This window comes from Bradyrhizobium sacchari, assembly GCF_002068095.1.
Lineage (GTDB): Bacteria > Pseudomonadota > Alphaproteobacteria > Rhizobiales > Xanthobacteraceae > Bradyrhizobium > Bradyrhizobium sacchari.
This window is the reverse complement of the sequence record NZ_LWIG01000012.1, coordinates 51661-75944: the sequence shown is the minus strand read 5'-3', so window position 1 is coordinate 75944 and position 24284 is coordinate 51661. Positions and strand designations below refer to the sequence as shown.

Here is a 24284-nt window from a genome sequence, read left to right as displayed (position 1 = left end):
GCGGGAACGACCAGATTCTCTTCTGCGAGCTTTGCGAGCAGGGCCTGTGTCAGAATCACGAGGTCGGCCGGCGCTCCTGCGCGCAGCTTGTCGGCCATGATACCGACCGCACCGAATTCGCCGTCAATGCCGCAGCCGGTCTGCGCCTTGAAGGCCTCAGTGAGGCCGCGCACCAGGCCTTGCGCCGCGCCGCCGCTCAAAATGGTCACTGTCGTCACGACGCAAGCTCCATGGCTGCAATGATCCTGTCGCGCGTGATCGGCAGGTCGCAGACACGCACGCCGAGGCAATCGAACACGGCATTCGCGATCGCCGCCGTCACCGGACCGTGTGCGGCTTCGCCTGCGCCGACCGGCTCGATCTCCGGCCGCTGGATGATCTCGATATCCACCGCCGGTACCTCGCTGAAGGTCAGGATCGGATAGTCCGTCCAGGAGGCAGAGGTGATGCGCGTGCGGCAGAACCGGACGCGCTCCTTCAGCACCCAGCTCGTCGCCTGGATGGCGCCGCCCTCGATCTGGTTGATGACGCCGTCCGGATTGATGGCCTCGCCGACATCGACCGCAAGCGTCAGCCGTTTGACGCGGATGTCGTCGGCGCCTTCGATCTCGGCAATCGCGGCGCAATAGGCGCCCGTGTTCTTGTAGCGCGCAAAGCCGACCCCGTGGCCGATGCCGGCCTGCCGCTGCGGTTTCCATGCGGCACGCCGCGCTGTGGCGCGGATGACGTCCTTCGCCCGCTCGTCGCGGAGATGGCGCAGGCGAAATGCGATCGGGTCTTCGCCGCGCAGGATGGCGATCTCATCGAGCAGCGTCTCGATGGCAAATACGTTGCCTTGTCCGCCCAGGGTCCGCAACGCCGAGGTACGCACGGGCATCGTCAGCAGCCGATGGCTCGTGATCGTCCAGGCCGGGAAGTCGTAAAGTGGAACGGAGTTGCGGTCCCCACCGCCGCCATTGGCGGCGGGAGGATTGGTCGAAATCATTCGCGGGTAGGGATTTGCGATCTCGGTCGCTGCGAGCAGCGCCGGCTGGGCCGCGCGACCGGGCCTTGCTGCGTGGCCGTTGCTCCAGATCGCATGGCGCCAGCCGATGATCTCATTGTCTGCATCGAGGTCGGCCTCGATCTCGATAGCCATCGCCGCACCAAACGGTGAATGGGTCATTTCGTCGTGGCGTGACCACTGCACCCGGATCGGGTGGCCGCCGGCCGCCTTCGCCAGCAGCACGGCGTCTAGGGCAACATCGTCGGCCGCATTGTGCCCGTAGCAGCCAGCGCCCTCCATGTGCTCGACGACGATGTTCTCGGCCGGCAGCTTGAGCACGATGGCAAGATCGGCGCGCAGCAGATAGACGCCCTGGCTGTGCGTCCAGACCTGGACACGATCACCCTCCCATCGCGCCATGGCGCAGGAGGGCGCGATCGAGGCATGAGCGATGTAGGGACGGGTGTATTGCCGGCGGAGGGTACGAACGGCTGTCTTCGCCGAGGCCGCTGTTCTGCTGTCGATGAGCGTGGTTTCGACCGGCTGGCTTTTTAGGAAGCCGGCTAGATCGTCTTCGTCGGGCAGTGGCTCGCCCGCCGACCATGTCGCGCCTATGCGCAGGGCCTTCAGTGCGGCTTCCGCCGCTGCCTCACTCTCAGCGACTACGCCGGCAAAGCCGCCGTCGCGGGCGATCGCGACAAGGCCGGGGACGGCGCGTGCGGCTGTTTCGTCCAGCCCGGTCAGCCCCGCGCCCGAGATGTCCGGCCGCAGCACCCGTCCGTGCAGCAGTCCAGGCAACGCCTGGTCGTGAATGAAGCGAGGCTTCGCGAACACCTTGTGGGGAATGTCCACGCGCTGCACGGAATGTCCAGCGACGGCGCGCTCGGCGGCGCTCTTCGCCGCCGCGCCCGCGGTGGCATCGTGGTCGAGCGAGACGTCGCCCGCGAGCTCCCAATAGCTCGTCCTGACATTGCCGGGACCCGAGATCATGCCGTCATCGATCGTGAGTAACGCTTCATCGACACCGAGACGCTCGGAGGCCGCAAGCAGGAAGCGCTGGCGCACCTCGGCGCAGACATGCCGGAGTGCACGGCCCGATTGCTGGATTGAAAGGCTGCCCGAAGTGACGCCTTCGTTCGGGCTGGCTGCGGTCGAGGCGCGGATCATCTCGACTTTGGAGAGATCGACGTCGAGCTCGTCCGCCGCGATCTGCGCCAGCGCCGTGACGATGCCCTGGCCGATCTCGACCTTGCCGGGCGAAATCGCGACACGCCCGTCGCCGGTGAATTTCACCCAGGACGACAGTCTTGGATTGGCCAGCAGGCTGATCGGCAGTTTCGGAGCAGGGGAGTTCATGGGGCGGCCATCTCCGAGGCCGCGCGCAACACCGCGCGGACTATGCGGTTATGCGATCCGCAGCGACACAGATTGCGATCGAGGGCCGCTCTCACCTCGGCCTCCGACGGCGACGGATTGCGCTTCAGCAGCGCCGCTGCGCTGATCAGTATCCCCGGGACGCAATAGCCGCATTGCATCGCCTGTTCGGAGATGAAGGCGCGCTGCAGCGGGTGCGGCCGCTCTGCCGTGCCGAGACCTTCCACCGTGACGACGTCCTTGTCCGCGACCGACCACATCGGCATGTCACAGGAGGTCATGGCGCGATCACCGACCATGACATGGCAGGCGCCGCACTCGCCGGCTCCACAGCCGAAATGCGCACCGGTGATGCCGAGCCCGCTGCGCAGCACATCGAGCAGCATCTGGTCGGGATCGGTGTCCACGGCCGTCGCTGCGCCGTTGAGCCGGAACTGAACGGAGGGCATGAGCAGTACGGCCTCAGGACTTGTCGAATTTCTTGACGACATCGGCCCATTTCTCAATGTCGCCGCGCAGGAATTTTTCGAATTCCTGCGGTGTCATCGACATGGGGACGGCGCCCTGCTCAGTCCAGAGCTTGACGATGTCCGGCCGCTTCACCATTGCGTTGACGGCGGCGTTGAGCTTGTCGATGACGGGCCTCGGCGTGCCGGCGGGTGCCATCAGCCCGAGCCAGATCGTCGCCTCATAGCCGGCAACGCCGGCCTCACCCGTGGTCGGGACGTTCGGCAGCACCGCGGAGCGCTGCTTGCCCGTGGTGGCGAGCGGGCGAACCTGGTTTTCGGCAATGTTCGGCGCCATCGCCGGCACTGCGTCGATCATCATCTGCACCTGCCCGCCGATCACGCCGCTGCGAGCTTCGCCGCTATTGCGGTAGGGGACATGAACGATGTCGATGCCGGCCATCGCTTTGAACAGCTCACCTGCCATGTGGTACGGCGTGCCCTGACCGGAGGAGGCATAGTTCAGCTTGCCAGGCTGCGCCTTTGCGAGTGCGATGAACTCGGCAAGCGTCTTCACCGGGACTTGCGGGTTCACCACGATGACGAGATCGGAATAGTTGACCGGCGCGATCGGCGCGAGGTCGCGCATCAGCTCGTATTTGCGCTTGTCCGGCGTCAGCAGCGATTCATTCGCGGTCTGGGTGTTGGACATCATCAGCAGCGTGTAGCCGTCGGCCGGCGACTTCGCAGCTTCCACGGTTCCGATGACCCCGCCCGCGCCGGTGCGGTTCTCGATCACGAAGGGCTGGCCAAAGCTCTCCTGGAAGACGTTGCCAATCAGACGGGCGGCCACATCGGCCGGCCCGCCGGCTCCGAAGGGGACGATGATCCGGACCGCGTGCGCGGGATAATCCTGCGCCCATGAGGGGGCTGCGGCGAATCCGCCGATCAGGCCGGCGGCCAGCGCCAGCGTGAAGCTTCGGGCCGTCATGCCCACCTCCCTGATGTCGTTCTTGTGCCGGCACTCTAGCGGCAGGGAGTGCGGACTGTCGACGCCTCACAAAGTCGATCGTGTCGGGGAATATCGGGCGGTTTTCGGTGTGATTGCGCCGCATTCGCGGTTGCTGCAGGAACCGCCGGCGCGTGCGGTTTGAGCAAATCGCATGGGCGCTGCCGGATAAATGCCCTCGGCTCGCAGGTATTTTGGTGTTACGAACTGGGACATGAACCAGCACGCCAAGATCGAAATCCGCCATTCGACCTGTCCGCATGATTGCCCCTCGGCCTGTGCCCTCGATGTCGAGGTGGTCGAGGGCCGCAGCATCGGCCGCGTCCGCGGTTCGAAGAAGCAGACCTATACGGCCGGCGTCGTCTGCGCCAAGGTCGCCCGCTATGCCGAGCGCATCCATCATCCCGAACGGCTGATGTATCCGCTGCGCCGAACGGGCCCGAAAGGCTCCGGTCAGTTCGCGCGCATCTCCTGGGACGAGGCGCTCGACGAGGTCGGGCACCGCTTCAACCAGGCCGAGCGCGAGTTCGGCGCAGAGTCGATCTGGCCCTATTACTATGCCGGCACGATGGGCCTCGTGATGCGCGACGGCCTCAATCGCCTCACCCATGTGAAGAAATATTCGCGTTTCTATCAGACCATCTGCGCCAATGTGGCACGCATCGGCTATGCGATCGGCACGGGCAAGATCGCCGGCGTCGACCCGCGCGAGATGGCGCTGTCCGATCTCGTCGTGATCTGGGGCACCAATCCGGTCAATACCCAGGTCAACGTGATGACGCACGCTTCGCGTGCGCGCAAGGAGCGCGGCGCGAAGATCGCTGCAGTCGATATCTACGACAATGAGACCATGAAGCAGGCTGACATCAAGATCATCCTGCGTCCGGGCACCGACGGCGCGTTCGCCTGCGGCGTCATGCATGTCCTGTTCCGCGACGGCTATGCCGACCGCGCCTACATGGACAAATACACCGACTGCCCCGCCGAGCTCGAGGCGCATCTGAAGGCGCGCACGCCGGAATGGGCGTCGGCGATCTCAGGCGTGCCGGTGGCGGAGATCGAGGCGTTCGCCAAGGCGGTCGGCGAGACCAAGCGGACTTTCCTGCGGCTCGGCTACGGCTTCACCCGTTCGCGCAACGGCGCGACGCAAATGCATGCCGCACTCTGCATCCCCGCGGTGACTGGTGCCTGGCAATATGAAGGCGGTGGCGCCTTCTTCAACAATTACGCGCTGTGGCATTTCAACGAAGCCATCATCGAAGGCCACGACGCGGTCGACCACAGCGTCCGCGCGCTCGACCAATCCAAGATCGGCCGCATCCTCACAGGCGACGCCGAGGCCCTGCACGGCCGGGGGCCAGTCAAGGCGATGTTGATCCAGAACACCAACCCGATGACGGTGGCACCGGAGCAGGCGTTGGTGCGGCAGGGCTTTGCGCGCCAGGATCTGTTCGTCGCGGTGCACGAGCAATTCATGACCGAGACGGCGCTGATGGCCGACATCGTGCTGCCGGCGACCATGTTCATGGAGCACGACGATCTCTACTACGGCGGTGGCCACCAGCACATCTCGGTCGGACCGAAGCTGATCGATCCGCCCGGCGAATGCCGCTCCAACCATGAGGTCCTGCAGGCGCTGGCGCCGCGACTTGGCGCGAAACACCAGGGCTTTGAGATGACGCCGCGCGAATTGATCGACGCGACGCTGAAGCTGAGCAACCATGGCGACATCGCCGGCCTCGAGGCCGACCTCTGGCGGGACCTGCAGCCGGACTTCCGCACCTCGCATTTCCTCGACGGCTTTGCCCATGCCGACAAGAAATTCCACTTCCGGGCGGATTGGTTGCACCCGCCGTTCGGCGTGACGATGGGCGATGTCGACAAGATGCCTGATCTGCCGGACCATTGGGCGGTGATCGAGCATGCCGACCAGGCCCATCCGTTTCGGCTCGCCACCAGCCCCGCGCGCAGCTTCCTCAACACCACCTTCAACGAGACGCCGTCCTCGCAGGCGCGCGAGGGCAAAGCGAGCGTGATGATCCATCCGCTCGATGCGGCCTCGCTCGACATTGCCGATGGCGATGCGGTGACGCTCGGCAACAGCCGCGGCGAGACCACCCTGGTCGCGACGCTGTTCGAGGGCGTGCGGCGCGGCGTGCTGATCGCGGAGTCCGTTCACCCCAACAAGAACCATTTCGGCGGTTTAGGCATCAACATGCTGACGGGTGCGGACACGATCGCGCCGATCGGCGGGGCGGCGTTCCACGACAACAAGGTCTGGATCAGGAAAGCGGTCGCCTGAGCGTTCCTGCGATCGCTGCGCAATTTGTGTCGAGGCGCTAAAGCGGCGCTGGCCCGCAGTTTGCGCTTGCGCCTCGCGCCCGAGCTGCCGCAAATGGCGACAAACGGGAGCAAGGAAGCGAGCGTGCCATGACCGACACCAAAGCCGTCATCACCGAAAAGCGCGGGCAGGCGTTCTGGATCACCATCAACCGGCCGGAGAAACGCAACGCGCTGAATGGCGACGTGATCGCCGGCATCAGCAAAGGCTATCGCGACGCGCATGAGGATAAGGACGTCCGCGTCATCGTGCTGACGGGCGCGGGCGACAAGGCGTTCTGCGCCGGCGCGGACCTGCAGAACTCCGGCGCGGCGTTCGCGATGGACCATTCCAAACCCAACGTCGACTATGCCGATCTGCTGCGTCTGTCGCAGAACGCCACCAAGCCCGCGATCGCGCGCCTCAGTGGCGTCTGCATGGCCGGCGGCATGGGCCTCTTGTGCATGACCGACATGGCGGTTGCGGCCGATCACGTCATCTTCGGCCTGCCCGAGGTGAAGGTCGGCGTATTCCCGATGCAGGTGCTGAGCCTGCTGCAGTCCATCGCGCCGCCGCGGCTCGTCAACGAATGGGCGCTCACCGGCGAGCCGTTCGACGCGACGGCTGCGCAAGCTGCCGGCCTCCTCAATTACGTCGTGCCCACGGCCGAGCTCGACGCCAAGGTCGATTGGCTGATCGGTCGCATCGTCGATAAATCCCCGACCGCGATCCGCCGCGGCAAATACGCCATGCGCGCCATCGCATCGATGTCGTTCGACGAGAGCATCGCCTACACCGAAAGCCAGATCGCACTGCTCGCGATGACGGAGGACGCCAAGGAAGGTCTGAAGGCGTTCAGCGAGAAGCGCAAGCCGGTCTGGACGGGGCGGTAGAAGGGAAATTCGTAGGGTGGGTTAGCGTCAGCGTAACCCACCACGTCTGTTGCCGCGGAGGCAGAAGAGGTGGGTTACGCCTCGTGGCCGCGCTTTGCGCGCCCACAGTGCTAACCCACCCTACGGCATCTCAGCCTGCGTTCGGCTTTAGTCCGGCCGCCTGGATGCCCGCCACCGCGCAAGCCTCGTCATTGTCCGACGTGTCACCGGACACGCCCACCGCGCCGAGCAGGGTGCTGCCGTCCATGATCAGCACGCCGCCGGGGACCGGCACCAACGCGCCCTTGGCAATGGTGTTCACGGCGTCGATGAAATAGGCCTGCTCCTGCGCGCGCTGGAACAGGGCGCGCGAGCCCATGCCCATCGCGAGGGCGCCATAGGCCTTGCCGTGTGCGATCTCGGCGCGCATCAGGCTGGTACCGTCCTGCGCCGCGGCGAGCTTGAGCACGCCGCGGGTGTCCAGGATGGTGACGACGAGGGGCTTGAGCTTCAGCTCGCCGGCCTTTGCGAAAGCGGCGTCGAGGATCTTGCGGGCGGTGTCGAGCGTGAGGTCAGCCATGGCTGGTTTCCTTTTCGGTAAGAGAGGTGGAATTTGTTGTGGCGCGATCGAGGCTCATGGCGAGCACGCGGGCCACGTGCAGCGCCTCGCGCTGCGTGCCGTCGTGGATTTGGTGACGGCAGGAGGTGCCGTCGGCGACGACCAGCGTAGTCTGGTCCGCGCGCCGCACGGCGGGCAGCAACGACAGCTCGGCCATCTCGATCGAGGCATCGTACGTGTCCGCACCATAGCCGAAGGCGCCGGCCATCCCGCAGCAGCTCGACTCGATGGTCTCGACTTTCAAGCCGGGGACGAGGCGCAGCACCTGCTCGACCGGCTTGAAGGCACCGAAGGATTTTTGATGGCAATGGCCGTGCACCACGGCCTTGTCGGCCACCGTGCCAAGCGGCAGTTGCAGCCGTCCGGCCTCGGCCTCGCGCACCAGAAATTCCTCGAAGGTGAGGGCGTGCGCTCCGACGGCCTTGGCGTCGTTGTCCTTGCGGAGCGAAGAGAGCTCGTCGCGCAGCGTCAGGAGGCAGCTCGGCTCGAGGCCGACGATCGGCACGCCGCGCGCGGCGAAAGGCGCTAAGGCAGAGACCAGCCGGTCGAGCTCGGCTTTGGCTTCGTCGACGAGACCAGCCGACAGGAAGGTGCGGCCGCAGCACAGCGGCCGGCTGCCGCTCACAGGCCTCGGCATGAGTACGCGATAGCCGCCCGCCGCGAGCACGCGGAGCGCAGCGTCGAGATTCTCGCGCTCATAGATGCGATTGAACGTATCGGTGAACAGCACGACCTGGCGGCCGGTCTCCGGCCCGATGCTGCCAGCCGGCGGCACGAACACGTCGCCGCGGAAGGCGGGTAGCGTCCGGCGCGCGCTGATGCCGGCAAACCGCTCGAACAGCTTTCGCAGCAGCGGGCTACGGTTGCGCAAGTTCGCCAGCGGCGCGAAACGCGAGGCGAGGCCGGCATAGCGCGGCAGATAACCGACCAGGCGGTCGCGCAGTGTCAGGCCGTGGCTGGCGGCGCGCGCAGCGAGCACCTCGATCTTCATCTTGGCCATGTCGACGCCGGTCGGGCATTCGTGGCGGCAGGCCTTGCAGGAGACGCAGAGCTTCAGCGTCTCCATCATCTCGTCCGACGACAAAGCATCGGGGCCGAGCTGGCCGGAGATCGCAAGGCGTAGCGTGTTGGCGCGGCCGCGCGTGACGTCCCTCTCGTTGCGCGTCGCGCGATAAGACGGGCACATGACGCCGCCCTCGAGCTTGCGGCAGGCGCCATTGTTGTTGCACATCTCGACCGCGCCCTGGAAACCGCCGCCGGCGCCGGGATAGGCCGACCAGTCGAGCTTCGTCTTCAACTCGCCGACACGATAATCGGGCTTGAAGCGGAACAGCGAGCGGTCGTCCATCTTCGGCGCGTCAACGATCTTGCCGGGATTGAGCACGCCGTCGGGATCGAAGCGGTGCTTGACTTCCCTGAAGTCGGCGACGAGGCGCTCGCCGAACATCGTTTCGTGGAATTCGGAGCGCACCAGGCCGTCGCCATGCTCGCCGGAATGCGAGCCCTTGTACTCGCGCACCAGCGCGAACGCCTCTTCGGCGATAGCCCGCATCGCCTTGACGTCCTTCTCCAGCTTCAAGTTCAGCACCGGGCGCACATGCAGGCAGCCCTCGGAGGCATGCGCGTACATGGTGCCGCTGGTGCCGTGTTTGGCAAACACCTCGTTCAGCCGCGCTGTGTAGTCGGCGAGATGCGGCAGCGGCACGGCGCAGTCCTCGACGAAGGAGACCGGCTTGCCCTCCTGCTTCATCGACATCATGACGTTGAGGCCGGCGGCGCGGAAATCGGCAATGCCGCTCTGCAGCGCCGGCTCGGTGATCTCGACAACCCCACCCCATTTGCGGGTGTCGTTGTTCCAGCCAAAGCCGAGGTCGGCCATCAGCTCGGAGAGCTGCTTCAGACGCAACAGATTGTCGGCTTGGTCTTCTTCTGCGAACTCGACCACCAGCACGGCGTCCGGATCGCCCTTGATCGCGGCGGAGATGATCGGGCGAAACATCGCGATGTCGCGGCCGAGCGCGATCATGGTGCGGTCGACCAGCTCGACCGCGATCGGTTTCAGCTTGACCAGATGCTGGGCGGCGTCCATCGCCTCGTAGAAGCTGCCGAAATGGCAGACGCCGAGCGCCTTGTTGCGGATCACGGGCCACAGTTTCAGCTCGACCTTGGTGGTGAAGGCGAGGGTGCCTTCCGAGCCGACCAGAAGATGCGCCATGTTGTTCGGCGCATTGCGCGGCACCAGCGCATCGAGATTGTAACCGCCGACGCGGCGCTGCACCTTTGGGAAGCGCGCGGCGATCTCCTCGACTTCGCGGCTGCCGAGATCGAGCATGTCGCGGAACAGGGCGCGGGCGCCGTCTCCCGCGCCGACGTCGGAGAGGTCGCGCGAGACCTCGCCAAACCGGCTCAGCGTGCCGTCGGCGAGCGATGCCTCCATCGACAGCGTGTTGTCGCGCATGGTGCCGTAGCGAAGCGAGCGGCCGCCGCAGGAATTGTTGCCGGCCATGCCGCCGATGGTGGCGCGGGACGCCGTGGAGACGTCCACCGGAAACCACAGGCCGTGCTTTTTCAGTTGCCGGTTGAGGTCGTCGAGCACGATGCCGGGCTCGACCACGCAGGTGCGGCCCTCGACGTCGAGCGACAGGATCCGGTTGAGATGCTTGGAGAGATCGACCACCAGGCCGTCATTGACGGTCTGGCCGCATTGCGAGGTGCCACCGCCGCGCGGGGTGACCTTTACCCCCTCCTCGCGGGCAATCGCCAGCGCCCGCAGAGCCTCGTCAATGGTCTTCGGGACCGCCACGCCTGATGGCATGATCTGGTAGAACGAGGCGTCGGTGGCGTAGCGGCCGCGGCTGAAGAGGTCGAACAGGACGTCGCCGGTCATTTCCGACCGCAGGCGCCGTTCAAGCGAGGAGGCGATTGTCATCCCTGATCCCGGACTGCCTCAGCGAGGCCTGGGCCTTGCTGAGTTATTCATTATGGTTCCCGATCGCTTATATTATGAATTCAAAATGAGCAAGCTGGCCGCCCTCAGGCCGAGGCCGGCGCGTCCTCTTGGGGCTCGCTCAGGTGCTCGATCGCCGCCGTCCGCTTGTTGCGCAGGTGCTGGAACAGGATGTCGCTGAGCTCGCTGCCCGCTCTCCGGCGCAGCGCATCGAGGATCGCCTCGTGTTCGCGCATGGCTTCCGCCCAGCGCTGCCGCTTGCGGGCGAAATTGGCGGAGTAGCGGACGCGGCGAATGCGGCCGGCAAAGTTGGCGTAGGCGGTCCTCAGCGTCTCGTTGCGCGCGGCTGCGACGATGCTCTCGTGAATGCGCTGGTTGGTCTGGAAATAGCCGTGCATGTCGCGATGCAGATAGTGGCCGTACATCTCGTAATGCAGCTGCTCGATCGCGGTGATTTCCGCATCCGTAATGGCCTCGCAGGCCAGCCGCCCGGCCAGGCTTTCCAGTCCCGCCATGACGTCGAACAGCTCTTCGAGGTCACGCTGGCTGAGTTGGCGCACGCGTGCGCCGCGGTTGGGCAGTAGCTCGATCAGGCCCTCGGCGGCGAGCACCTTGAGGGCCTCGCGTAAGGGCGTGCGGGAGATGCCGAGCATCTCGCAGAGCTGCCGCTCGGGAACGCGGGCTCCTTCCGGAATGTTGCCTTCGACCACGTAGTCGCGCAGCCGCAGCAGGATCTCGCCATGGAGCGAGGCCTCGTGACGGTTCTCCTGGCGGTCGCCGCCGTTGCCGGCGGCTGGGGTGATCGGAACCCCGGTGTCGGGAATCGTGGATTTCATTTGCAGCACAGTAGTTTGCCCGTTAGGTCGCGTCGACGTCCACAATCGAATACCAAATTTTGATTGAAAGGACAAAAAATGAATGCAAAATGGCCGACAGAGCCGGCCAGAACCCGCCGCCAGGAGGTTTTCATGCACCAGGGACGCCATTTCCTTCAGATTCCGGGCCCGAGCCCGGTCCCCGAGCGTGTCCTGCGCGCCATGGACATGCCTGTCATCGACCATCGCAGCGCTGAGTTCGGCGAGCTCGGCCGCACCGTGCTCGAAGGCAGCCAGAAGATCTTCCAGACCAAAGCTCCGGTCATCATCTTCCCGTCGTCGGGGACCGGCGCCTGGGAGGCTGCGATCGTCAACACGCTGTCGCCGGGCGACAAGGTGCTGATGGTCGAGACCGGCCATTTCGCCACCCTGTGGCGGCAGATGGCCGGCCGCTTCGGCATCGAGGTCGATTTCGTTCCTGGCGACTGGCGCCGTGGTGCTGACCCCATGGTGATCGAAGCAAAACTCACCGAGGACAAGGCGCGCGCGATCAAGGCCGTCATGGTCGTGCACAACGAGACCTCGACCGGCGCGACCAGCCGCATCGCCGAGATCCGCGCCGCGATCGACCGCGCCTCGCATCCGGCGCTGCTGATGGTCGACACCATCTCCTCGCTCGGCTCGGTCGATTATCGCCACGACGAGTGGAAGGTCGACGTCAGCGTCAGCTGCTCGCAGAAGGGCTTCATGCTGCCGCCCGGCCTCGGCTTCAACGCGATCTCGGAGAAGGCCTTGGCCGCGTCCAAGACCAACAAGATGCCGCGCTCCTATTTCGACTGGGAGGGGATGCTCAAGCCGAACGCAAAAGGCTTCTTCCCCTACACGCCGGCGACCAACCTGCTCTACGGCCTGCGCGAGGCGATTGCGATGCTGCTCGAGGAGGGGCTCGCCAACGTCTTCGCAAGGCATCAGCGGCTTGCCGCCGCGACCCGCGCCGCCGTCAATCATTGGGGGCTCGAAGTGCTCTGCCAGGAGCCTTCAGAGTTCTCGCCGGTGCTGACCGCCGTGCTGATGCCGCCGGGACATGATGCCGACGGGTTCCGGAAAGTCGTGCTCGACAATTACAACATGTCGCTCGGCTCGGGCCTGTCGAAGGTCGCCGGAAAGGTCTTCCGCATCGGCCATCTCGGCGAATGCAATGCGCTGACGCTGCTCGGCGCGCTCACCGGCGTCGAGATGGGCCTGTCGGTGGCCGGCGTGCCGCACCGCTCCGGCGGTGTCGATGTCGCGATGAAGCTCCTGGAGCAGCGTCCGCAAGGCAACGCCTCGCCGCATCTAAAAGTGGTCGGCACGTAAATCGCTCGGGAAGGGCGGGCAGCAATCATAACAACAGCAAGTCGGGAGGGGTGAGATGGGGGTTCGGTTCAAGGCCACGCATGTCGTGCTGGCGATGCTCTGCGCGATGTATTTCATCACCTATGTCGACCGGGTGAACATCGGCACGGCCGCGGGCGAGATCCAGAAGGAGCTGGGTCTGTCGAACACCCAGCTCGGCCTCGTCTTCTCCGCCTTCGCCTATCCCTATCTGCTGTTCCAGGTCATCGGCGGCTGGGTCGGTGATCATTTCGGGCCGCGCAAGACGCTGTTCTGGTGCGGAATGATCTGGGCGGTCGCCACCATCATGACCGGCTTCGTCAACGGTCTCGCTGCGCTCTTCGTCGCGCGCTTCGCGCTCGGCTTCGGCGAGGGCGCGACGTTCCCGACCGCAACGCGCGCGATGCAATATTGGACGCCGGCCAATCGCCGCGGCTTTGCGCAAGGCCTGACTCATTCCTTCGCCCGGCTCGGCAATGCGGTGACGCCGCCGGTGGTGGCGCTCTTGATCCTGTGGCTGACCTGGCGCGGCGCCTTCGTCGTGCTCGGCTTCGTCAGCCTGATCTGGGGCGTGATCTGGGTCTGGTACTTCCGCAACGAGCCGAAGGAGCACGCCTCCATCACCGATGCCGAGCTCGCCGCACTGCCGCCGCGTCCGACCGGCGAGCGGCCGCGCGTGCCCTGGGGTCCGCTGCTCGGGCGGATGTGGCCGGTGACGCTGACCTATTTCTGCTACGGCTGGTGCCTGTGGCTGTACCTGAACTGGCTGCCGCTGTTCTTCAAGAACAACTACAGCCTCGACATCAAGAACTCGGCGCTGTTCGCCTCCGGCGTCTTCTTCGCCGGCGTGGTCGGCGACAGCGTCGGCGGTGTGATTTCGGACAGGATCCTCGATCGCACCGGCAATGTCCGCCTGGCGCGGCTCAGCGTCACCGTAACAGGATTTACGGGGGCGCTGCTCTCGCTGCTGCCGATCCTGTTCGTCCACGACATCACCGTGGTGGCGCTGTGCCTATCGGCCGGCTTCTTCTGCGCTGAGCTCGTGATCGGCCCGATGTGGTCGATCCCGATGGATATCGCCCCGAAATATTCCGGTACCGCCTCGGGGATCATGAACACCGGTTCGGCGTTTGCCGCGATCGTCTCTCCGCTTGTCGCGGGCTTCGTGATCGACGTGACCGGCAACTGGTACCTGCCGTTCCTGATGTCGATGGGACTGCTGCTGCTCGGTGGCTTTTCCGCCTTCCTGATGCACCCCGAGCGGCCGTTCACGGACGCCGAAGGGCGGATGCCGGCTGGAAAGATGGTGGCTGCGGAATAGGGGGTGGCGGAGGCCCGCCGCTTATGCATGGGAGTCGCCTTTTGGGGACGGGACAAGCCGGTCAAATGGTGCTATTCGGCGGCCATCAAAATAAGGCTAGACCGGGAAGGACGCCTATGACCGTGCATACTGGAAGGCATTTTCTCCAGATTCCAGGACCGACCAACGTGCCCGACCGCGTGCTGCGGGCGATGGACATGCCGACGCTGGACCATCGCGGTCCGGAGTTCGCCGAGCTCGGTTTCGCCGTGCTTGCCGCGATGCAGCGCGTGTTCCGCACCAAGCAGCCCGTGATCATCTTCCCCTCGTCCGGCACCGGCGCCTGGGAAGCGGCCATGGTCAACGTGTTCTCGCCCGGCGACAAGGTCTTGATGTGCGAGACCGGTCAGTTCGCCGTGCTTTGGCGCGGCATCGCCGACAAGTTCAAGCTCGATGTCGATTTCATCCCGAGCGACTGGCGCCATGGCGCCGACCTCGCCGAGATCGAGCGGCGCCTTGCCGCCGACAAGCAGCACGCCATCAAGGCGGTCTGCGTCGTGCATAACGAGACCTCGACCGGCTGCGTCACGCCGCCCGCGGAGGTGCGCAAGATCCTCGACCGCACAAAGCATCCGGCGCTGCTGATGGTCGACACCATCTCCGGCCTCGGCTCGATGGAATATGAGCACGATGCCTGGGGCATCGACGTCTCGGTCGCGGGTTCGCAGAAGGGTTTGATGCTGCCGCCCGGCCTCGGCTTCAACGCCGTCTCGGAGAAGGCGCTCGCGGTGGCCAAGGCCAATCCGGGCATGCGCTCCTATTGGGACTGGCAGGAGGTCATCAGCTTCAACAAGCTCGGCACCTTCCCCTACACGCCGGCGACCAACCTGCTCTACGGCCTGCGCGAGGCGGTGAAGATGCTGGAGGAGGAGGGGCTGGAGAACGTCTGGACCCGCCACAAGCGCCACAGCGCGGCGACGCGTGCCGCGGTCAAGGTCTGGGGCCTGGAGACGCAGTGCGCCGATCCCGCCGCGCACTCGCCGGCGCTCACTGGCGTGCGCGTGCCCGAGGGATTTGATGCCGACGCCTTCCGCAAGGTCGTGCTCGAAAACTTCGACATGTCGCTCGGCACGGGCCTGAACAAGGTCAAGGGCAAGGTGTTCCGCATCGGCCATATCGGCCATTTCAACGATCTGATGCTGATGGGCACGCTCGCCGGCGTCGAGATGGGCCTGGATCTTGCAAAGATTCCGCACCGGAGCGGCGGCGTGCTGGCGGCCATGGACGTCCTGAAGGGACGCGACGTGGTGCCGATGGCTAAAGCTCAGGTGGCCTAAGGCCGGCCTGAACTGACTGAAGTGAAGAAAGCGAGCGCGCGATGAACGCACCGACGACTGCCAACGAAGACCTGCTCTACTCCGTCACGGACGGTATCGCGCGGATCACTTTCAACCGCCCCCAGGCTCGCAACGCAATGACCTTCGCCATGTATGACCGCATGGCGGAGATCTGCCAGGAGATCAACGCCGACCGCTCGATCAAGGCGCTGATCCTGACCGGGGCTGGCGACAAGGCCTTCGCCTCCGGCACCGACATCTCGCAATTCCGTGCGTTCAAGACGGCGCAGGACGCGCTCGACTACGAGGCCCGGATCGACCGCGTGCTGGGCACACTCGAGCAGTGCCGCGTGCCCGTGATCGCTGCGATCGCTGGCGCCTGCACCGGCGGAGGCGCCGGCATCGCGGCTTGCTGCGACCTACGCATCGGCACCGAAACAACACGCATGGGCTTTCCTATCGCGCGCACGCTCGGCAACTGCCTGTCGATGTCGAACATCAGCCGCGTCGTCGCGCTGGTCGGGCCCGCCCGAACCAAGGATCTGATCTTCAAGGCGCGGCTCGTCGAAGCGCAGGAAGCGTTGTCGCTCGGTCTGCTCAACGAGATCGTGCCGGACGTCGAGACGCTGCAGCGCCGCGCCGACGAGACCGCGAAGCTCGTTGCCAGCCATGCGCCGCTCACGCTGGAGGCGACCAAGGAGGCGGTGCGCCGCATCCGCCGCACGCTGTCGCGCGAGGAGGGCGAGGACCTGATCCTCAAGGCCTATATGAGCGAGGATTTCCGCGAGGGCATGGACGCTTTCCTCAACAAGCGTGCACCGGTCTGGAAGGGCAAATAGCGCACGCCGCCGCGCGCTTACCGTCAGCCGAAAGTCATATGCGGCGACACGCCCGTCTGCTTGAACTCGTCAGCAATAGTCCGCACAATGCACCGATAGATTTCCCGGCATCACAAAGCCAATAAGAACCAGGGGACGAAACTCGTGCGAATTCCAGTGAAGGCCGTCGGCGCTGCGACTGCGCTGTTGTTGAGCACGCCGGCCTTTGCCGGTTGGGAGCCGACCAAGCCGGTTGAGATCGTGGTGGCAGCGGGTGCGGGCGGTGCTTCCGACCAGATGGCCCGGATGATGCAGGCCGCGATCCAGAAGAACAATCTGATGAAACAGCCCATGGTGGTCTCGCTCAAGGGCGGTGCGTCTGGTGCGGAAGCGCTGATGTACATGAAGTCCAGCGAGGGCGATCCGAACAAGGTGCTGATTGCCTATTCCCTGATCTACATGCTGCCGCTCTCGGCGAAGATTCCGTTCAACTGGCGCGAGCTGACCCCGGTCTCGGTGATCGCGCTCGATCAGTTCGTGCTGTGGGACAACAGCGCCGGCCCCAAGACGGTAAAGGAATTCATCGATGCCGCGAAGGCGGCGAGCTCGCCGTTCAAGATGGGTGGCACCGGCTCCAAGCGCGAGGATCACGTGCTCACCGTGTTCCTTGAGCAGAAGACCGGCGCGAAGTTCTCTTATCTCCCCTACAAGTCCGGCGGCGAGGCCGCGACCCAGCTCGTCGGCAACCACACCGAAGCCAACGTCAACAATCCCAGTGAAAACCTCGAGGTCTGGCGCGCCGGCCAGGTGCGTCCGCTCTGCGTGTTCGACAAGGAGCGCATCTCCTACACCAACAAGGTGACGGATACCCAGTCCTGGGCCGACATCCCGACCTGCAAGGAGGAGGGGGTCGACGTCCAGTACCTGATGCTGCGCGCGATGTTCCTTCCCGGCAAGGTCACGCCGGAACAGCAGGCATTCTATGTCGAGCTGTTCCACAAGGTGACGCAGACTGCCGAATACAAGGACTACATGGAGAAGCAGGCGTTGAAGCCGATCTTTCTCACCGGCAAGGACATGGTGCAGTTCCTCGAGGAGGACGACGCCATCAACAAGTCGCTGATGACGGAAGCCGGATTCGTCGCGAAGTAGTCACACCTTCCACGTCATGCCCCGCGAGGGCGGGGCATCCAGTATTGCACAGAATTCGACGAAAGACGGCTTCTGCACGGAGTACTGGATCATCCGCCTTCGCGGATGATGACAGCGCAACTTGATCTGGCGGAGCATGTCCCAAACCGATCTTGAAATTGTCGTCGACGATCCGACTGCGCCCGAAGACGGTTCTCCCTCCGTCGTCTCCTCCGGCACGGTCGAGATTGTGGTCTGCCTGCTGCTGCTCGCGCTCGCCGTCACGCTCGGCTACGACAATTGGCGCACCGGCGCATCCTGGGATGCGACCGGGCCCGAACCGGGCTATTTTCCGTTCTATCTGTCCGTCATTCTGGGGGGCGGCAGTCTCTACGGCCTGATTGCAGCGCTGCTAGCGCGGCGCGCGGCATGCGAAAGCTTCGTCACGCGCGCGCAGGCGCGCCGCGTGATGGCGGTGTTCGTGCCGACGCTGCTGTTCTGCCTGGTCACACAGTTCCTCGGCCTCTATGTCGCGAGCTTCCTTTTGATCGCGGGCTTCATGCGGCTCGTCGGCAAGATCGCGCTGTGGAAGTCGCTGCTCACCGCGCTTGTGTTCACGGCGATCATGTTCGTCACCTTCGACATCGCTTTCGACGTCATCATGCCGAAGGGGCCGCTCGAAGCGGCCTTCGGCCACTAGGGCGGGCGAACGATGGAAGCTCTCGGTCTCCTGTTTCACGGCTTCGCCGTCCTGCTCACCTGGAAGACGCTCGTGCTGATGATGGTCGGGCTGGTGCTCGGCATCTTCGTCGGCGTGCTGCCCGGGCTCGGCGGCCCCAACGGCGTCGCCATCCTGCTGCCGCTCACCTTCACGATGGACCCGACCTCGGCGATCGTGATGCTGTCCTGCATCTATTGGGGAGCGCTGTTCGGCGGTGCGATCACCTCGATCCTGTTCAACATCCCCGGCGAAGCCTGGTCGGTCGCGACCACCTTCGACGGCTATCCGATGGCGCAGCAGGGCAGGGCGGCGGAGGCGCTGACGGCGGCGTTCACGTCCTCTTTCGTCGGCTCGCTGGTTGCGGTGCTCCTGATCACCTTCCTCGCGCCGATGATCTCGTCCTTTGCGCTGAAATTCGGTCCGCCCGAGTTCTTCGCAGTCTATCTCCTGACCTTCTGCTCCTTCGTCGGCCTCGGGCGAGAAGCCAAGCACAAGACCGTCATCTCGATGTCGCTGGGGCTGCTGCTCGCCGGCGTCGGCATGGACACGGTGTCGGGTAATCTGCGCATGACCTTCGGCTCCGCCGAGCTGCTCCGCGGCATCAACTTCCTGGTCGCGGTCATCGGCCTGTTCGGCATCAGCGAGATCCTGCTGACGATGGAGGAGCGCCTCGCGCTGCGCGGACACGCGGCCAGTATCTCGCTGCGGGTCGTGCTCGGGGTATGGAAGGACCTGCCGAAATACTGGATGACGCTGCTGCGCTCCTCCTTCATCGGCTGCTGGCTCGGCATCACCCCGGGCGGTGCGATCGCGGCCTCCTTCATGGGCTACAATCTTGCAAAACGCTTCGCCAAGGATCCCGAGAGTTTCGGCAAGGGGCGCATCGAGGGCGTGTTCGCGCCCGAGACGGCGGCCCATGCCTCCGGCACGTCGGCGCTGCTGCCGATGCTGGCGCTCGGCATTCCCGGCTCGGGCACCGCCGCGATCCTGCTCGGCGGCCTCATGGTGTGGGGCCTCAATCCAGGCCCGCTGCTGTTCGTCGAGCACAAGGACTTCGTGTGGGGCCTGATCGCCTCGATGTATCTCGGCAATGTGGTCGGCCTCGTGCTGGTGCTGACGACGGTGCCGATCTTCGCCTCGATCCTGCGCGTGCCGTTCGCCGCGGTGGCGCCGATGATCGTGGTGTCCTGCGCGATCGGCGCCTACGCGATTCAGAACGCGATGTTCGATATCTGGCTGATGTTGGGCTTCGGCGTGGTCGGTTACGTCTTCAAGAAGATCGGCATTCCGCTGGCGCCGTTCACGCTGGCCCTCGTGCTCGGCAACCGAGCCGAAGATGCCTTCCGTCTGTCGATGATCGGCTCCGGCGGGAACCTCAAGGTGTTCTGGTCAAACGGCCTGGTCGGCTCCATTACGACTCTGGCGATCGTGCTGCTGTTCTGGCCTGTCACCGACGGGTTGCTGGGACGTGTCGGACTGACGCAGCGGACCAGGACGACACCGCAGTAGCGCGGTAGACCAATTTCTTTCTAGATCAATGGCTTAGGTGGGGCGGTGGCTCCGCTGCCGGCACTCCCTGAAGTCCGATTATTTCCAGATGTTGCTGGCGCGGCACAGCCCTTGGGAAGGCAGCGGGGTATATCTCGATCACAAATTTGTGCGGGAAGAGGAATTGCCATGAAGCGGATTGTGGTTGGAATGGCAGCGGCGATGTCGCTGGTCGCGACGGGGGCACTGGCGGCCGATCTCGCGGCAAAGCCTTACGTCAAGGCGCCGGTCATGGTCGATCCGGTCTGGAGCTGGACCGGTTTCTATGCCGGATTGAATGCTGGATACAGCTGGGGCAGGGCGGAGACGACGGTAGCGCCTATCGCGCTGCCGTTCCCGGCCACACAATTCGGGGCGTTTGGCCAGAATGTCGATGGTTGGCTAGCCGGCGGTCAACTGGGCTACAACTGGCAGATCGATCCGAAATGGGTCGTAGGCCTCGAGGGCGACATTCAGGCGACCGGCGAGCGGTCGTCGCGGACGGCGACCACGACGAGCGCGCGTTACGGGTCGAACATCATCGGCATCCCGGGTGGTACAGACTTCAATTCCATTGCGACATTGACCGCCAATCTTTCTTATGACCTGCAGTGGTTCGCGACGTTCCGCGGACGCGTCGGCGTCCTGTCGGATCCGCAGACACTCTGGTACGCGACCGGTGGTCTCGCTGTGGGCGAGTTCAAATATTCGTCCGCGACCGCCCTTGGAATCCAGGTCTTCGGGCCGGGTCTCGGCGGTACGACGCCGCTCGGCGGGTTCAACCTTCCGATCGGGGCTGGGGTGAGCAGCACCGACACCCGGGTCGGGTGGACGGTGGGTGCGGGCGTCGAACGCAAGTTCACCCGGAATTGGTCGGCCAAGCTGGAATATCTCTACATGGATTTCGGGAGCAAGACTTACTTCGTGGGAACCGCCAACCAAGCCGACGTCAGCTTCCACGATCACGTGCTGCGTGCTGGCTTCAACTACGCGTTCACTCCCACTCCCGTCGTTGCAAAATACTGAGCTGTTCAGCGCGGTGGCCGTCGGTGCCCGGCAATCTTGCCGGGCACCGACGTTTCTGTTCTGAGGTAACGCTACTTTTGGCGTCCCTGAGCGTACGGATCTGGTCCGGCACCGATGCCGAATTCCTTGAGCACCTCGTCGGTCTGCGTGCCGAATCCGGCGGCCGCTCCACCGACAGCCGCCAACAGCTCTTACATTTTTGTTTTGCGGTCGTCGCGATAGCCGGCAGCCTCGTCAATGAGGTGGATGATATCCGATTGATCAATGTGATCGGCGATCGTCTGAGCGCGGTTCGCAATTGTGCTTTGAGTGGACTTCAGAGCGCCGGCATGTTCGGCGCGCGCGAAAACCCCCAGGCCTTTCGGAGGAAGTTCGGCGTGTAGTCCCAGTGCGGAATTGCATCGATGACAAAATGGCTCGCGAACCCAGCGGTTGCCGCGGCTGCCGGGTGAGATGGAAGTAGGCTGGCGACCGCGCCGCCGACGACTGCATGTGTGCACAAAATCATCTGCTCATCTTTAACATGCCCGGATGTTTGGCATAGGGAACAACCGCATGGCTTAGTTTGATCTCATCGTTGTCCTCTGAGATTGCTACGACGTGGCGCAAGAGAGATCGCCCTTGAACCCGTCGCGGCGCAACGGAATGTCGAAGAGGATTGGCCGACGATCGGCCTTTGGATCAAATCGATCTCGTTTCAAGGAACGGTTGTTGGAGTCTCGAGGGTGCGGCGACTGGAAGAAGCGAGGGGGGATCGTCGTTTCCGTATCCTAACGGAGAGACTATCGATGGAAATAGCAGTGAAGAAGCATCCGACGATCAGCCACTAAAGATGGCCAGGAGCCAATTTTGGATCATCTTCGACCGTGTCCTCGTTCGACGCTCGTCTCCAAGAGCAGCGAGAGCTTGAGCCGTCAAGCCGGAACGGCGCTGGGGAAAAATTTCCTCTCAACTCATCCCACTTTGGCGTTTCTGAGCCCTGCGATCTCGTCCCCGCTGAGACCGAACTCCTTCTTGATGACATTGGCGCCCCAGTCCGCGAGCTGGCGCACACAGGTGGGCCCGGACCGGACGCGGGTCAGATCGAGCACGGTGAAGCGCGACAGGGCTTCCGAGGCATGCGGAAAAGGCATCTTGAAGGGCTCCGGGACAGATTGCGCAGCCACCATAAGGCCGAAACATTAGGCGGCAAGTCTGCCCCGACGCGGATGCCGCCTGTCGAAATGCAAGGCCCGACCGGGGCTGGACCTGGCGCAGAACGCAACGATGCCGGCACCGGCCGATGGGCAGACCGCGTCACAGCAGGGAGCTCTCTGCACCGCGGCGGCTGCGCGCCATGGATTCTGTTACAATCCCGGTCTACGCTCAAACGGTTATTCAAGGGGGCGACGAGATGAGCGGGCTCACCAGACACGGCAAGTGCACCCGCCTCATCGCCGCTTGCCCTGGCCCGGTGCCGGCCCTGGTCGCCATCGCGCTGATGTTGCTTCCCGCCGCCGCCTCCGCCCAATCGCTTCGCCAAGGTGTCTCGGCGTTCCAGCGCCAGGACTATGCGGCCGCCTCTCGCGTCTTCATTCCGCTCGCCGAGCGCGGCAATGCGGCGGCGCAGACCTATCTCGGCCTCATGTTCGAGACCGGCCGTGGCGTGCCGCAGAACTATACGGAAGCTGCGATGTGGTACCGCCGCGCGGCGGAGCAGGGGGACAGCCGTGCCCAATATTCGCTGGGCCTGCTCTACGACCGCGGCTTTGGCGTGCCGCAGGACATCGTCGAGGCCTCCAAATGGCTCAACCTGTCGACGGCTGCAGCGCCGCCTCCGGCACGCGAGGCCCGGGCCCGGATCCGCGATGCCGTCACCACCAAGATGACGCGCGGAGAGATCGCCCAGGCTCGCCTGCGGGCGCTTGAATGGGCGCCGAGCCGCGAGCCTTAACGGTTTCCCGTCGGGCTTGCCCTGCCGTTCTCGCTTCCAAACGAAAAATGCGAAAACAACCCCATGCACAGTAGAAGGCGGCTGCCGGCGTCGCGCGTCGCGCCTGCGCCGGAAGGACGATTCCTCCCGCGATCATGGCGTCTTAGCCGGGCCAGCCGCCGAGCCGGTTCGCATACCAGGTCTCACCCAGCCAACCGAGCCAGATTGCCGGAGCCAGGAACAGTCCGAATGGCAGGAAGGCGGTCGCGCGTAGCGGCTGTCTCTGTCGCGCAGCATTGGCAGCATAGGCGCCGATCGCGAGCAGCGCCGAAAGCTCGATCACCGCTGCCACGGTCACAAGATCGAGCCAGGCGCCGCACACAGCGGCGAGCTTGACGTCGCCGAGCCCGAGCCCGTCACGTCCGCGCCAGCGTCGGTAGAGCGCCATCAGCAGCAGCAGGGGCAGCGCCACGGCTCCGGCACGGGCGAGCGGCCAGAGCAGCGCCTCCAAGCCAATATCGGGCACCAACGCGGCGGCGCGGATCAGGGCGAGCGCGAACGCGGCGCCCGTCAGCTCGTTCGGAATGAGGTAGTGGCGGNCCGCCAGCATCAGGACAGCCAGGAACGCGCCGTACAGGCCTTCCGCCCCCGGCCCGGTGATGAGGCTGGCGAGCACGCCCAGCAGGGCGATGCCGAGCGCGAGCGGAGCGTCGGTGCCGTCGTTCACAATCTAGCGCACCGCCTTGGGCGGGTTCACGGTGACCACGGGATTGCTGGTTCCGACCATGCGGCCGTTCATCTTGCTGCGCATCTCCTCGGCGATGACGTGCGCATCGACGCCATCCTTGATCACGGTTGGACGGATGAACAGGATCAGCTCGGTGCGGTTGCGCGCATTGGTCTGATGCGAGAAGGCATCGCCCATGCCGGGAATGGAATCCAGGATCGGCAGACCCTGGCGCTGTCTGTTCTCGGTCTCGCTGATCAGACCGGCGAGCAGCACGGTCTGCCCGCTCGTCACGGCGATCGAGCTCTTGACCCGGCGCTGCGAGATCGTCGGTGTCAACGAGTTGGCACTGCCGGCGGCCACGCTCGAGATCTCCTGCTCGATGTCGAGCACGACGTTGCCGTTCGCGTTGGCGCGCGGCAGCACCCGCAGGATGATGCCGGTGTTCTTGTAGTCGATGGTGTTGACCACGGTGTTGTTGGCCGTCAGCACGGTCGCAGTGCCCGTCGAGAACGGCACCTGGTCGCCGACCTGCAGGGTTGCGGCCTGGTTGTCCAGCACCACCAGCGACGGGTTCGACAGCACCTTGACGTTGGTGACGCCGTGCAAGGCGTCGAGCACGACGCGCGGCGAATTCTCGGCGCCGATCAGGAAGTTGAAGCCCGGCAGTGCGCGGCCGAGTAGGGCACCGGCGGCGGCATTGACCGCGTTGCTCGCCGGCTCGGTGTCGCTGCCGATCGTGGCGCTGTTGCTGACGCCCGAAATGGTGTTGGAGACCGAGCCTTTCTTGCTCGCGAGGAAGAACTGCACGCCATAGTTCAGCTGGTCGTTCAGCGTCACCTCGGCGATCGTCGCCTCGATGGCGATCTGGCGCTGCGGCCGGTCGATCTGCCGGATGGTCTGCTCGACGATGCGCTGCGCCTCCTGATTGGCGTAGACGAGCACGGCGTTGTTGGTGACGTCGGCGGTGATCCGCACGTTCTGGAGGATGCCGTTGAGGCCGGGCTTGGCTCCGCCGCCCGCG

At 64.8% G+C, this 24284-nt stretch carries 19 protein-coding genes and 3 pseudogenes; 12 read left to right on the top strand and 10 right to left on the bottom strand.

Annotated elements, in window-relative coordinates; genetic code table 11:
- From A5906_RS44470 to A5906_RS15490, 4 genes and pseudogenes are all read right to left on the bottom strand, one after another.
- A pseudogene (locus A5906_RS44470) lies at positions 1-218 on the bottom strand (substrate-binding domain-containing protein); the annotation flags it as partial.
- Positions 215-2341 carry a xanthine dehydrogenase family protein molybdopterin-binding subunit gene (locus tag A5906_RS15500; protein ID WP_080136261.1) on the bottom strand — a complete coding sequence of 709 codons (2127 nt, stop codon included), beginning with the start codon at positions 2339-2341 and terminating at the stop codon, positions 215-217. The pseudogene A5906_RS44470 and the gene A5906_RS15500, both read right to left, overlap by 4 nt.
- Positions 2338-2808 carry a (2Fe-2S)-binding protein gene (locus A5906_RS15495; protein WP_080136260.1) on the bottom strand — a complete coding sequence of 157 codons (471 nt, stop codon included), beginning with the start codon at positions 2806-2808 and terminating at the stop codon, positions 2338-2340. Before A5906_RS15495 ends, A5906_RS15500 begins: the two co-directional genes overlap by 4 nt.
- A gap of 13 nt (positions 2809-2821) precedes the next feature.
- The gene (locus A5906_RS15490; protein WP_080136259.1) at positions 2822-3796 is read right to left on the bottom strand and encodes a Bug family tripartite tricarboxylate transporter substrate binding protein; all 975 of its coding nucleotides are present in this window, start codon (positions 3794-3796) and stop codon (positions 2822-2824) included.
- Between the two features lie 232 nt (positions 3797-4028).
- Between A5906_RS15490 and A5906_RS15485 the strand changes: the two genes are divergently transcribed.
- Positions 4029-6116: a molybdopterin-dependent oxidoreductase gene (locus A5906_RS15485; RefSeq protein ID WP_080136258.1), complete on the top strand. Its 2088-nt coding sequence runs from the start codon at positions 4029-4031 to the stop codon at positions 6114-6116.
- 128 nt (positions 6117-6244) lie between these two features.
- Positions 6245-7027 (top strand): enoyl-CoA hydratase/isomerase family protein, encoded by a 783-nt coding sequence (locus A5906_RS15480; RefSeq protein ID WP_080136257.1) that lies wholly within the window; start codon positions 6245-6247, stop codon positions 7025-7027.
- Positions 7028-7157: 130 nt separating this feature from the next.
- Here A5906_RS15480 and A5906_RS15475 read toward each other — a convergent pair whose 3' ends face one another.
- From A5906_RS15475 to A5906_RS15465, 3 genes are all read right to left on the bottom strand, one after another.
- Positions 7158-7586: a GlcG/HbpS family heme-binding protein gene (locus A5906_RS15475; protein ID WP_080136256.1), complete on the bottom strand. Its 429-nt coding sequence runs from the start codon at positions 7584-7586 to the stop codon at positions 7158-7160.
- Positions 7579-10554, bottom strand: coding sequence for an FAD-binding and (Fe-S)-binding domain-containing protein (locus tag A5906_RS15470; RefSeq protein WP_080136255.1), 2976 nt, complete (start codon positions 10552-10554; stop codon positions 7579-7581). The genes A5906_RS15475 and A5906_RS15470 overlap by 8 nt, the downstream gene beginning before the upstream one ends.
- 104 nt (positions 10555-10658) lie before the next feature.
- Complete coding sequence (locus A5906_RS15465; protein ID WP_080136546.1) at positions 10659-11408, bottom strand: GntR family transcriptional regulator; 750 nt, start codon at positions 11406-11408, stop codon at positions 10659-10661.
- A 132-nt stretch (positions 11409-11540) separates the two neighbouring features.
- Here A5906_RS15465 and A5906_RS15460 point away from each other — a divergent pair, with 132 nt between their 5' ends.
- From A5906_RS15460 to A5906_RS42550, 9 genes are all read left to right on the top strand, one after another.
- Complete coding sequence (locus tag A5906_RS15460; RefSeq protein ID WP_080136545.1) at positions 11541-12743, top strand: pyridoxal-phosphate-dependent aminotransferase family protein; 1203 nt, start codon at positions 11541-11543, stop codon at positions 12741-12743.
- Positions 12744-12798: 55 nt separating this feature from the next.
- Positions 12799-14082 (top strand): MFS transporter, encoded by a 1284-nt coding sequence (locus tag A5906_RS15455; protein WP_080136254.1) that lies wholly within the window; start codon positions 12799-12801, stop codon positions 14080-14082.
- Positions 14083-14198: 116 nt separating this feature from the next.
- Positions 14199-15398 (top strand): pyridoxal-phosphate-dependent aminotransferase family protein, encoded by a 1200-nt coding sequence (locus A5906_RS15450; RefSeq protein ID WP_080136253.1) that lies wholly within the window; start codon positions 14199-14201, stop codon positions 15396-15398.
- Positions 15399-15439: 41 nt separating this feature from the next.
- Positions 15440-16237: an enoyl-CoA hydratase/isomerase family protein gene (locus A5906_RS15445; protein WP_080136252.1), complete on the top strand. Its 798-nt coding sequence runs from the start codon at positions 15440-15442 to the stop codon at positions 16235-16237.
- A gap of 150 nt (positions 16238-16387) precedes the next feature.
- On the top strand, positions 16388-17368 hold the full coding sequence (locus A5906_RS15440) for a Bug family tripartite tricarboxylate transporter substrate binding protein (RefSeq protein ID WP_430642393.1): 981 nt from the start codon (positions 16388-16390) through the stop codon (positions 17366-17368).
- Positions 17369-17504: 136 nt separating this feature from the next.
- Positions 17505-18047, top strand: a complete 543-nt coding sequence (locus A5906_RS15435; protein WP_080136250.1) for a tripartite tricarboxylate transporter TctB family protein — start codon at positions 17505-17507, stop codon at positions 18045-18047.
- 12 nt (positions 18048-18059) lie between these two features.
- Positions 18060-19577, top strand: a complete 1518-nt coding sequence (locus A5906_RS15430; RefSeq protein WP_080136242.1) for a tripartite tricarboxylate transporter permease — start codon at positions 18060-18062, stop codon at positions 19575-19577.
- A gap of 168 nt (positions 19578-19745) precedes the next feature.
- A complete protein-coding gene (locus A5906_RS15425; protein WP_080136240.1) occupies positions 19746-20621 on the top strand; it encodes an outer membrane protein in 876 nt (291 codons plus the stop codon).
- A gap of 23 nt (positions 20622-20644) precedes the next feature.
- Positions 20645-21004, top strand: coding sequence for a hypothetical protein (locus A5906_RS42550; protein WP_161495394.1), 360 nt, complete (start codon positions 20645-20647; stop codon positions 21002-21004).
- 570 nt (positions 21005-21574) lie between these two features.
- Here the strand turns inward: A5906_RS42550 and A5906_RS41405 are convergent.
- Positions 21575-21754, bottom strand: a complete 180-nt coding sequence (locus A5906_RS41405; protein WP_283807693.1) for a CoA transferase — start codon at positions 21752-21754, stop codon at positions 21575-21577.
- A 260-nt stretch (positions 21755-22014) separates the two neighbouring features.
- On the opposite strand from A5906_RS41405, the gene A5906_RS15410 reads away from it, so the two are divergent.
- Complete coding sequence (locus A5906_RS15410) at positions 22015-22554, top strand: tetratricopeptide repeat protein (protein ID WP_245326748.1); 540 nt, start codon at positions 22015-22017, stop codon at positions 22552-22554.
- 142 nt (positions 22555-22696) lie between these two features.
- Here the strand turns inward: A5906_RS15410 and A5906_RS15405 are convergent.
- A pseudogene (locus A5906_RS15405) lies at positions 22697-23132 on the bottom strand (prepilin peptidase); the annotation flags it as partial.
- A 131-nt stretch (positions 23133-23263) separates the two neighbouring features.
- A pseudogene (locus A5906_RS44465) lies at positions 23264-24284 on the bottom strand (type II secretion system protein GspD); the annotation flags it as partial.

Excerpts from the sequence above, each read along its gene's own strand:
- A5906_RS15490 (WP_080136259.1), bottom strand. The coding sequence starts at position 3,796 with ATGACGGCCCGAAGCTTCACGCTGGCGCTGGCCGCCGGCCTGATCGGC.
- A5906_RS15450 (WP_080136253.1), top strand. The coding sequence starts at position 14,199 with ATGACCGTGCATACTGGAAGGCATTTTCTCCAGATTCCAGGACCGACC.
- A5906_RS15485 (WP_080136258.1), top strand. The coding sequence starts at position 4,029 with ATGAACCAGCACGCCAAGATCGAAATCCGCCATTCGACCTGTCCGCAT.
- A5906_RS15460 (WP_080136545.1), top strand. The coding sequence starts at position 11,541 with ATGCACCAGGGACGCCATTTCCTTCAGATTCCGGGCCCGAGCCCGGTC.
- A5906_RS15465 (WP_080136546.1), bottom strand. The coding sequence starts at position 11,408 with ATGAAATCCACGATTCCCGACACCGGGGTTCCGATCACCCCAGCCGCC.
- A5906_RS15480 (WP_080136257.1), top strand. The coding sequence starts at position 6,245 with ATGACCGACACCAAAGCCGTCATCACCGAAAAGCGCGGGCAGGCGTTC.
- A5906_RS15470 (WP_080136255.1), bottom strand. The coding sequence starts at position 10,554 with ATGACAATCGCCTCCTCGCTTGAACGGCGCCTGCGGTCGGAAATGACC.
- A5906_RS15500 (WP_080136261.1), bottom strand. The coding sequence starts at position 2,341 with ATGAACTCCCCTGCTCCGAAACTGCCGATCAGCCTGCTGGCCAATCCA.
- A5906_RS15475 (WP_080136256.1), bottom strand. The coding sequence starts at position 7,586 with ATGGCTGACCTCACGCTCGACACCGCCCGCAAGATCCTCGACGCCGCT.
- A5906_RS15410 (WP_245326748.1), top strand. The coding sequence starts at position 22,015 with ATGAGCGGGCTCACCAGACACGGCAAGTGCACCCGCCTCATCGCCGCT.
- A5906_RS15495 (WP_080136260.1), bottom strand. The coding sequence starts at position 2,808 with ATGCCCTCCGTTCAGTTCCGGCTCAACGGCGCAGCGACGGCCGTGGAC.
- A5906_RS15445 (WP_080136252.1), top strand. The coding sequence starts at position 15,440 with ATGAACGCACCGACGACTGCCAACGAAGACCTGCTCTACTCCGTCACG.
- A5906_RS15425 (WP_080136240.1), top strand. The coding sequence starts at position 19,746 with ATGAAGCGGATTGTGGTTGGAATGGCAGCGGCGATGTCGCTGGTCGCG.
- A5906_RS15435 (WP_080136250.1), top strand. The coding sequence starts at position 17,505 with ATGTCCCAAACCGATCTTGAAATTGTCGTCGACGATCCGACTGCGCCC.
- A5906_RS15455 (WP_080136254.1), top strand. The coding sequence starts at position 12,799 with ATGGGGGTTCGGTTCAAGGCCACGCATGTCGTGCTGGCGATGCTCTGC.
- A5906_RS15430 (WP_080136242.1), top strand. The coding sequence starts at position 18,060 with ATGGAAGCTCTCGGTCTCCTGTTTCACGGCTTCGCCGTCCTGCTCACC.
- A5906_RS41405 (WP_283807693.1), bottom strand. The coding sequence starts at position 21,754 with ATGCCTTTTCCGCATGCCTCGGAAGCCCTGTCGCGCTTCACCGTGCTC.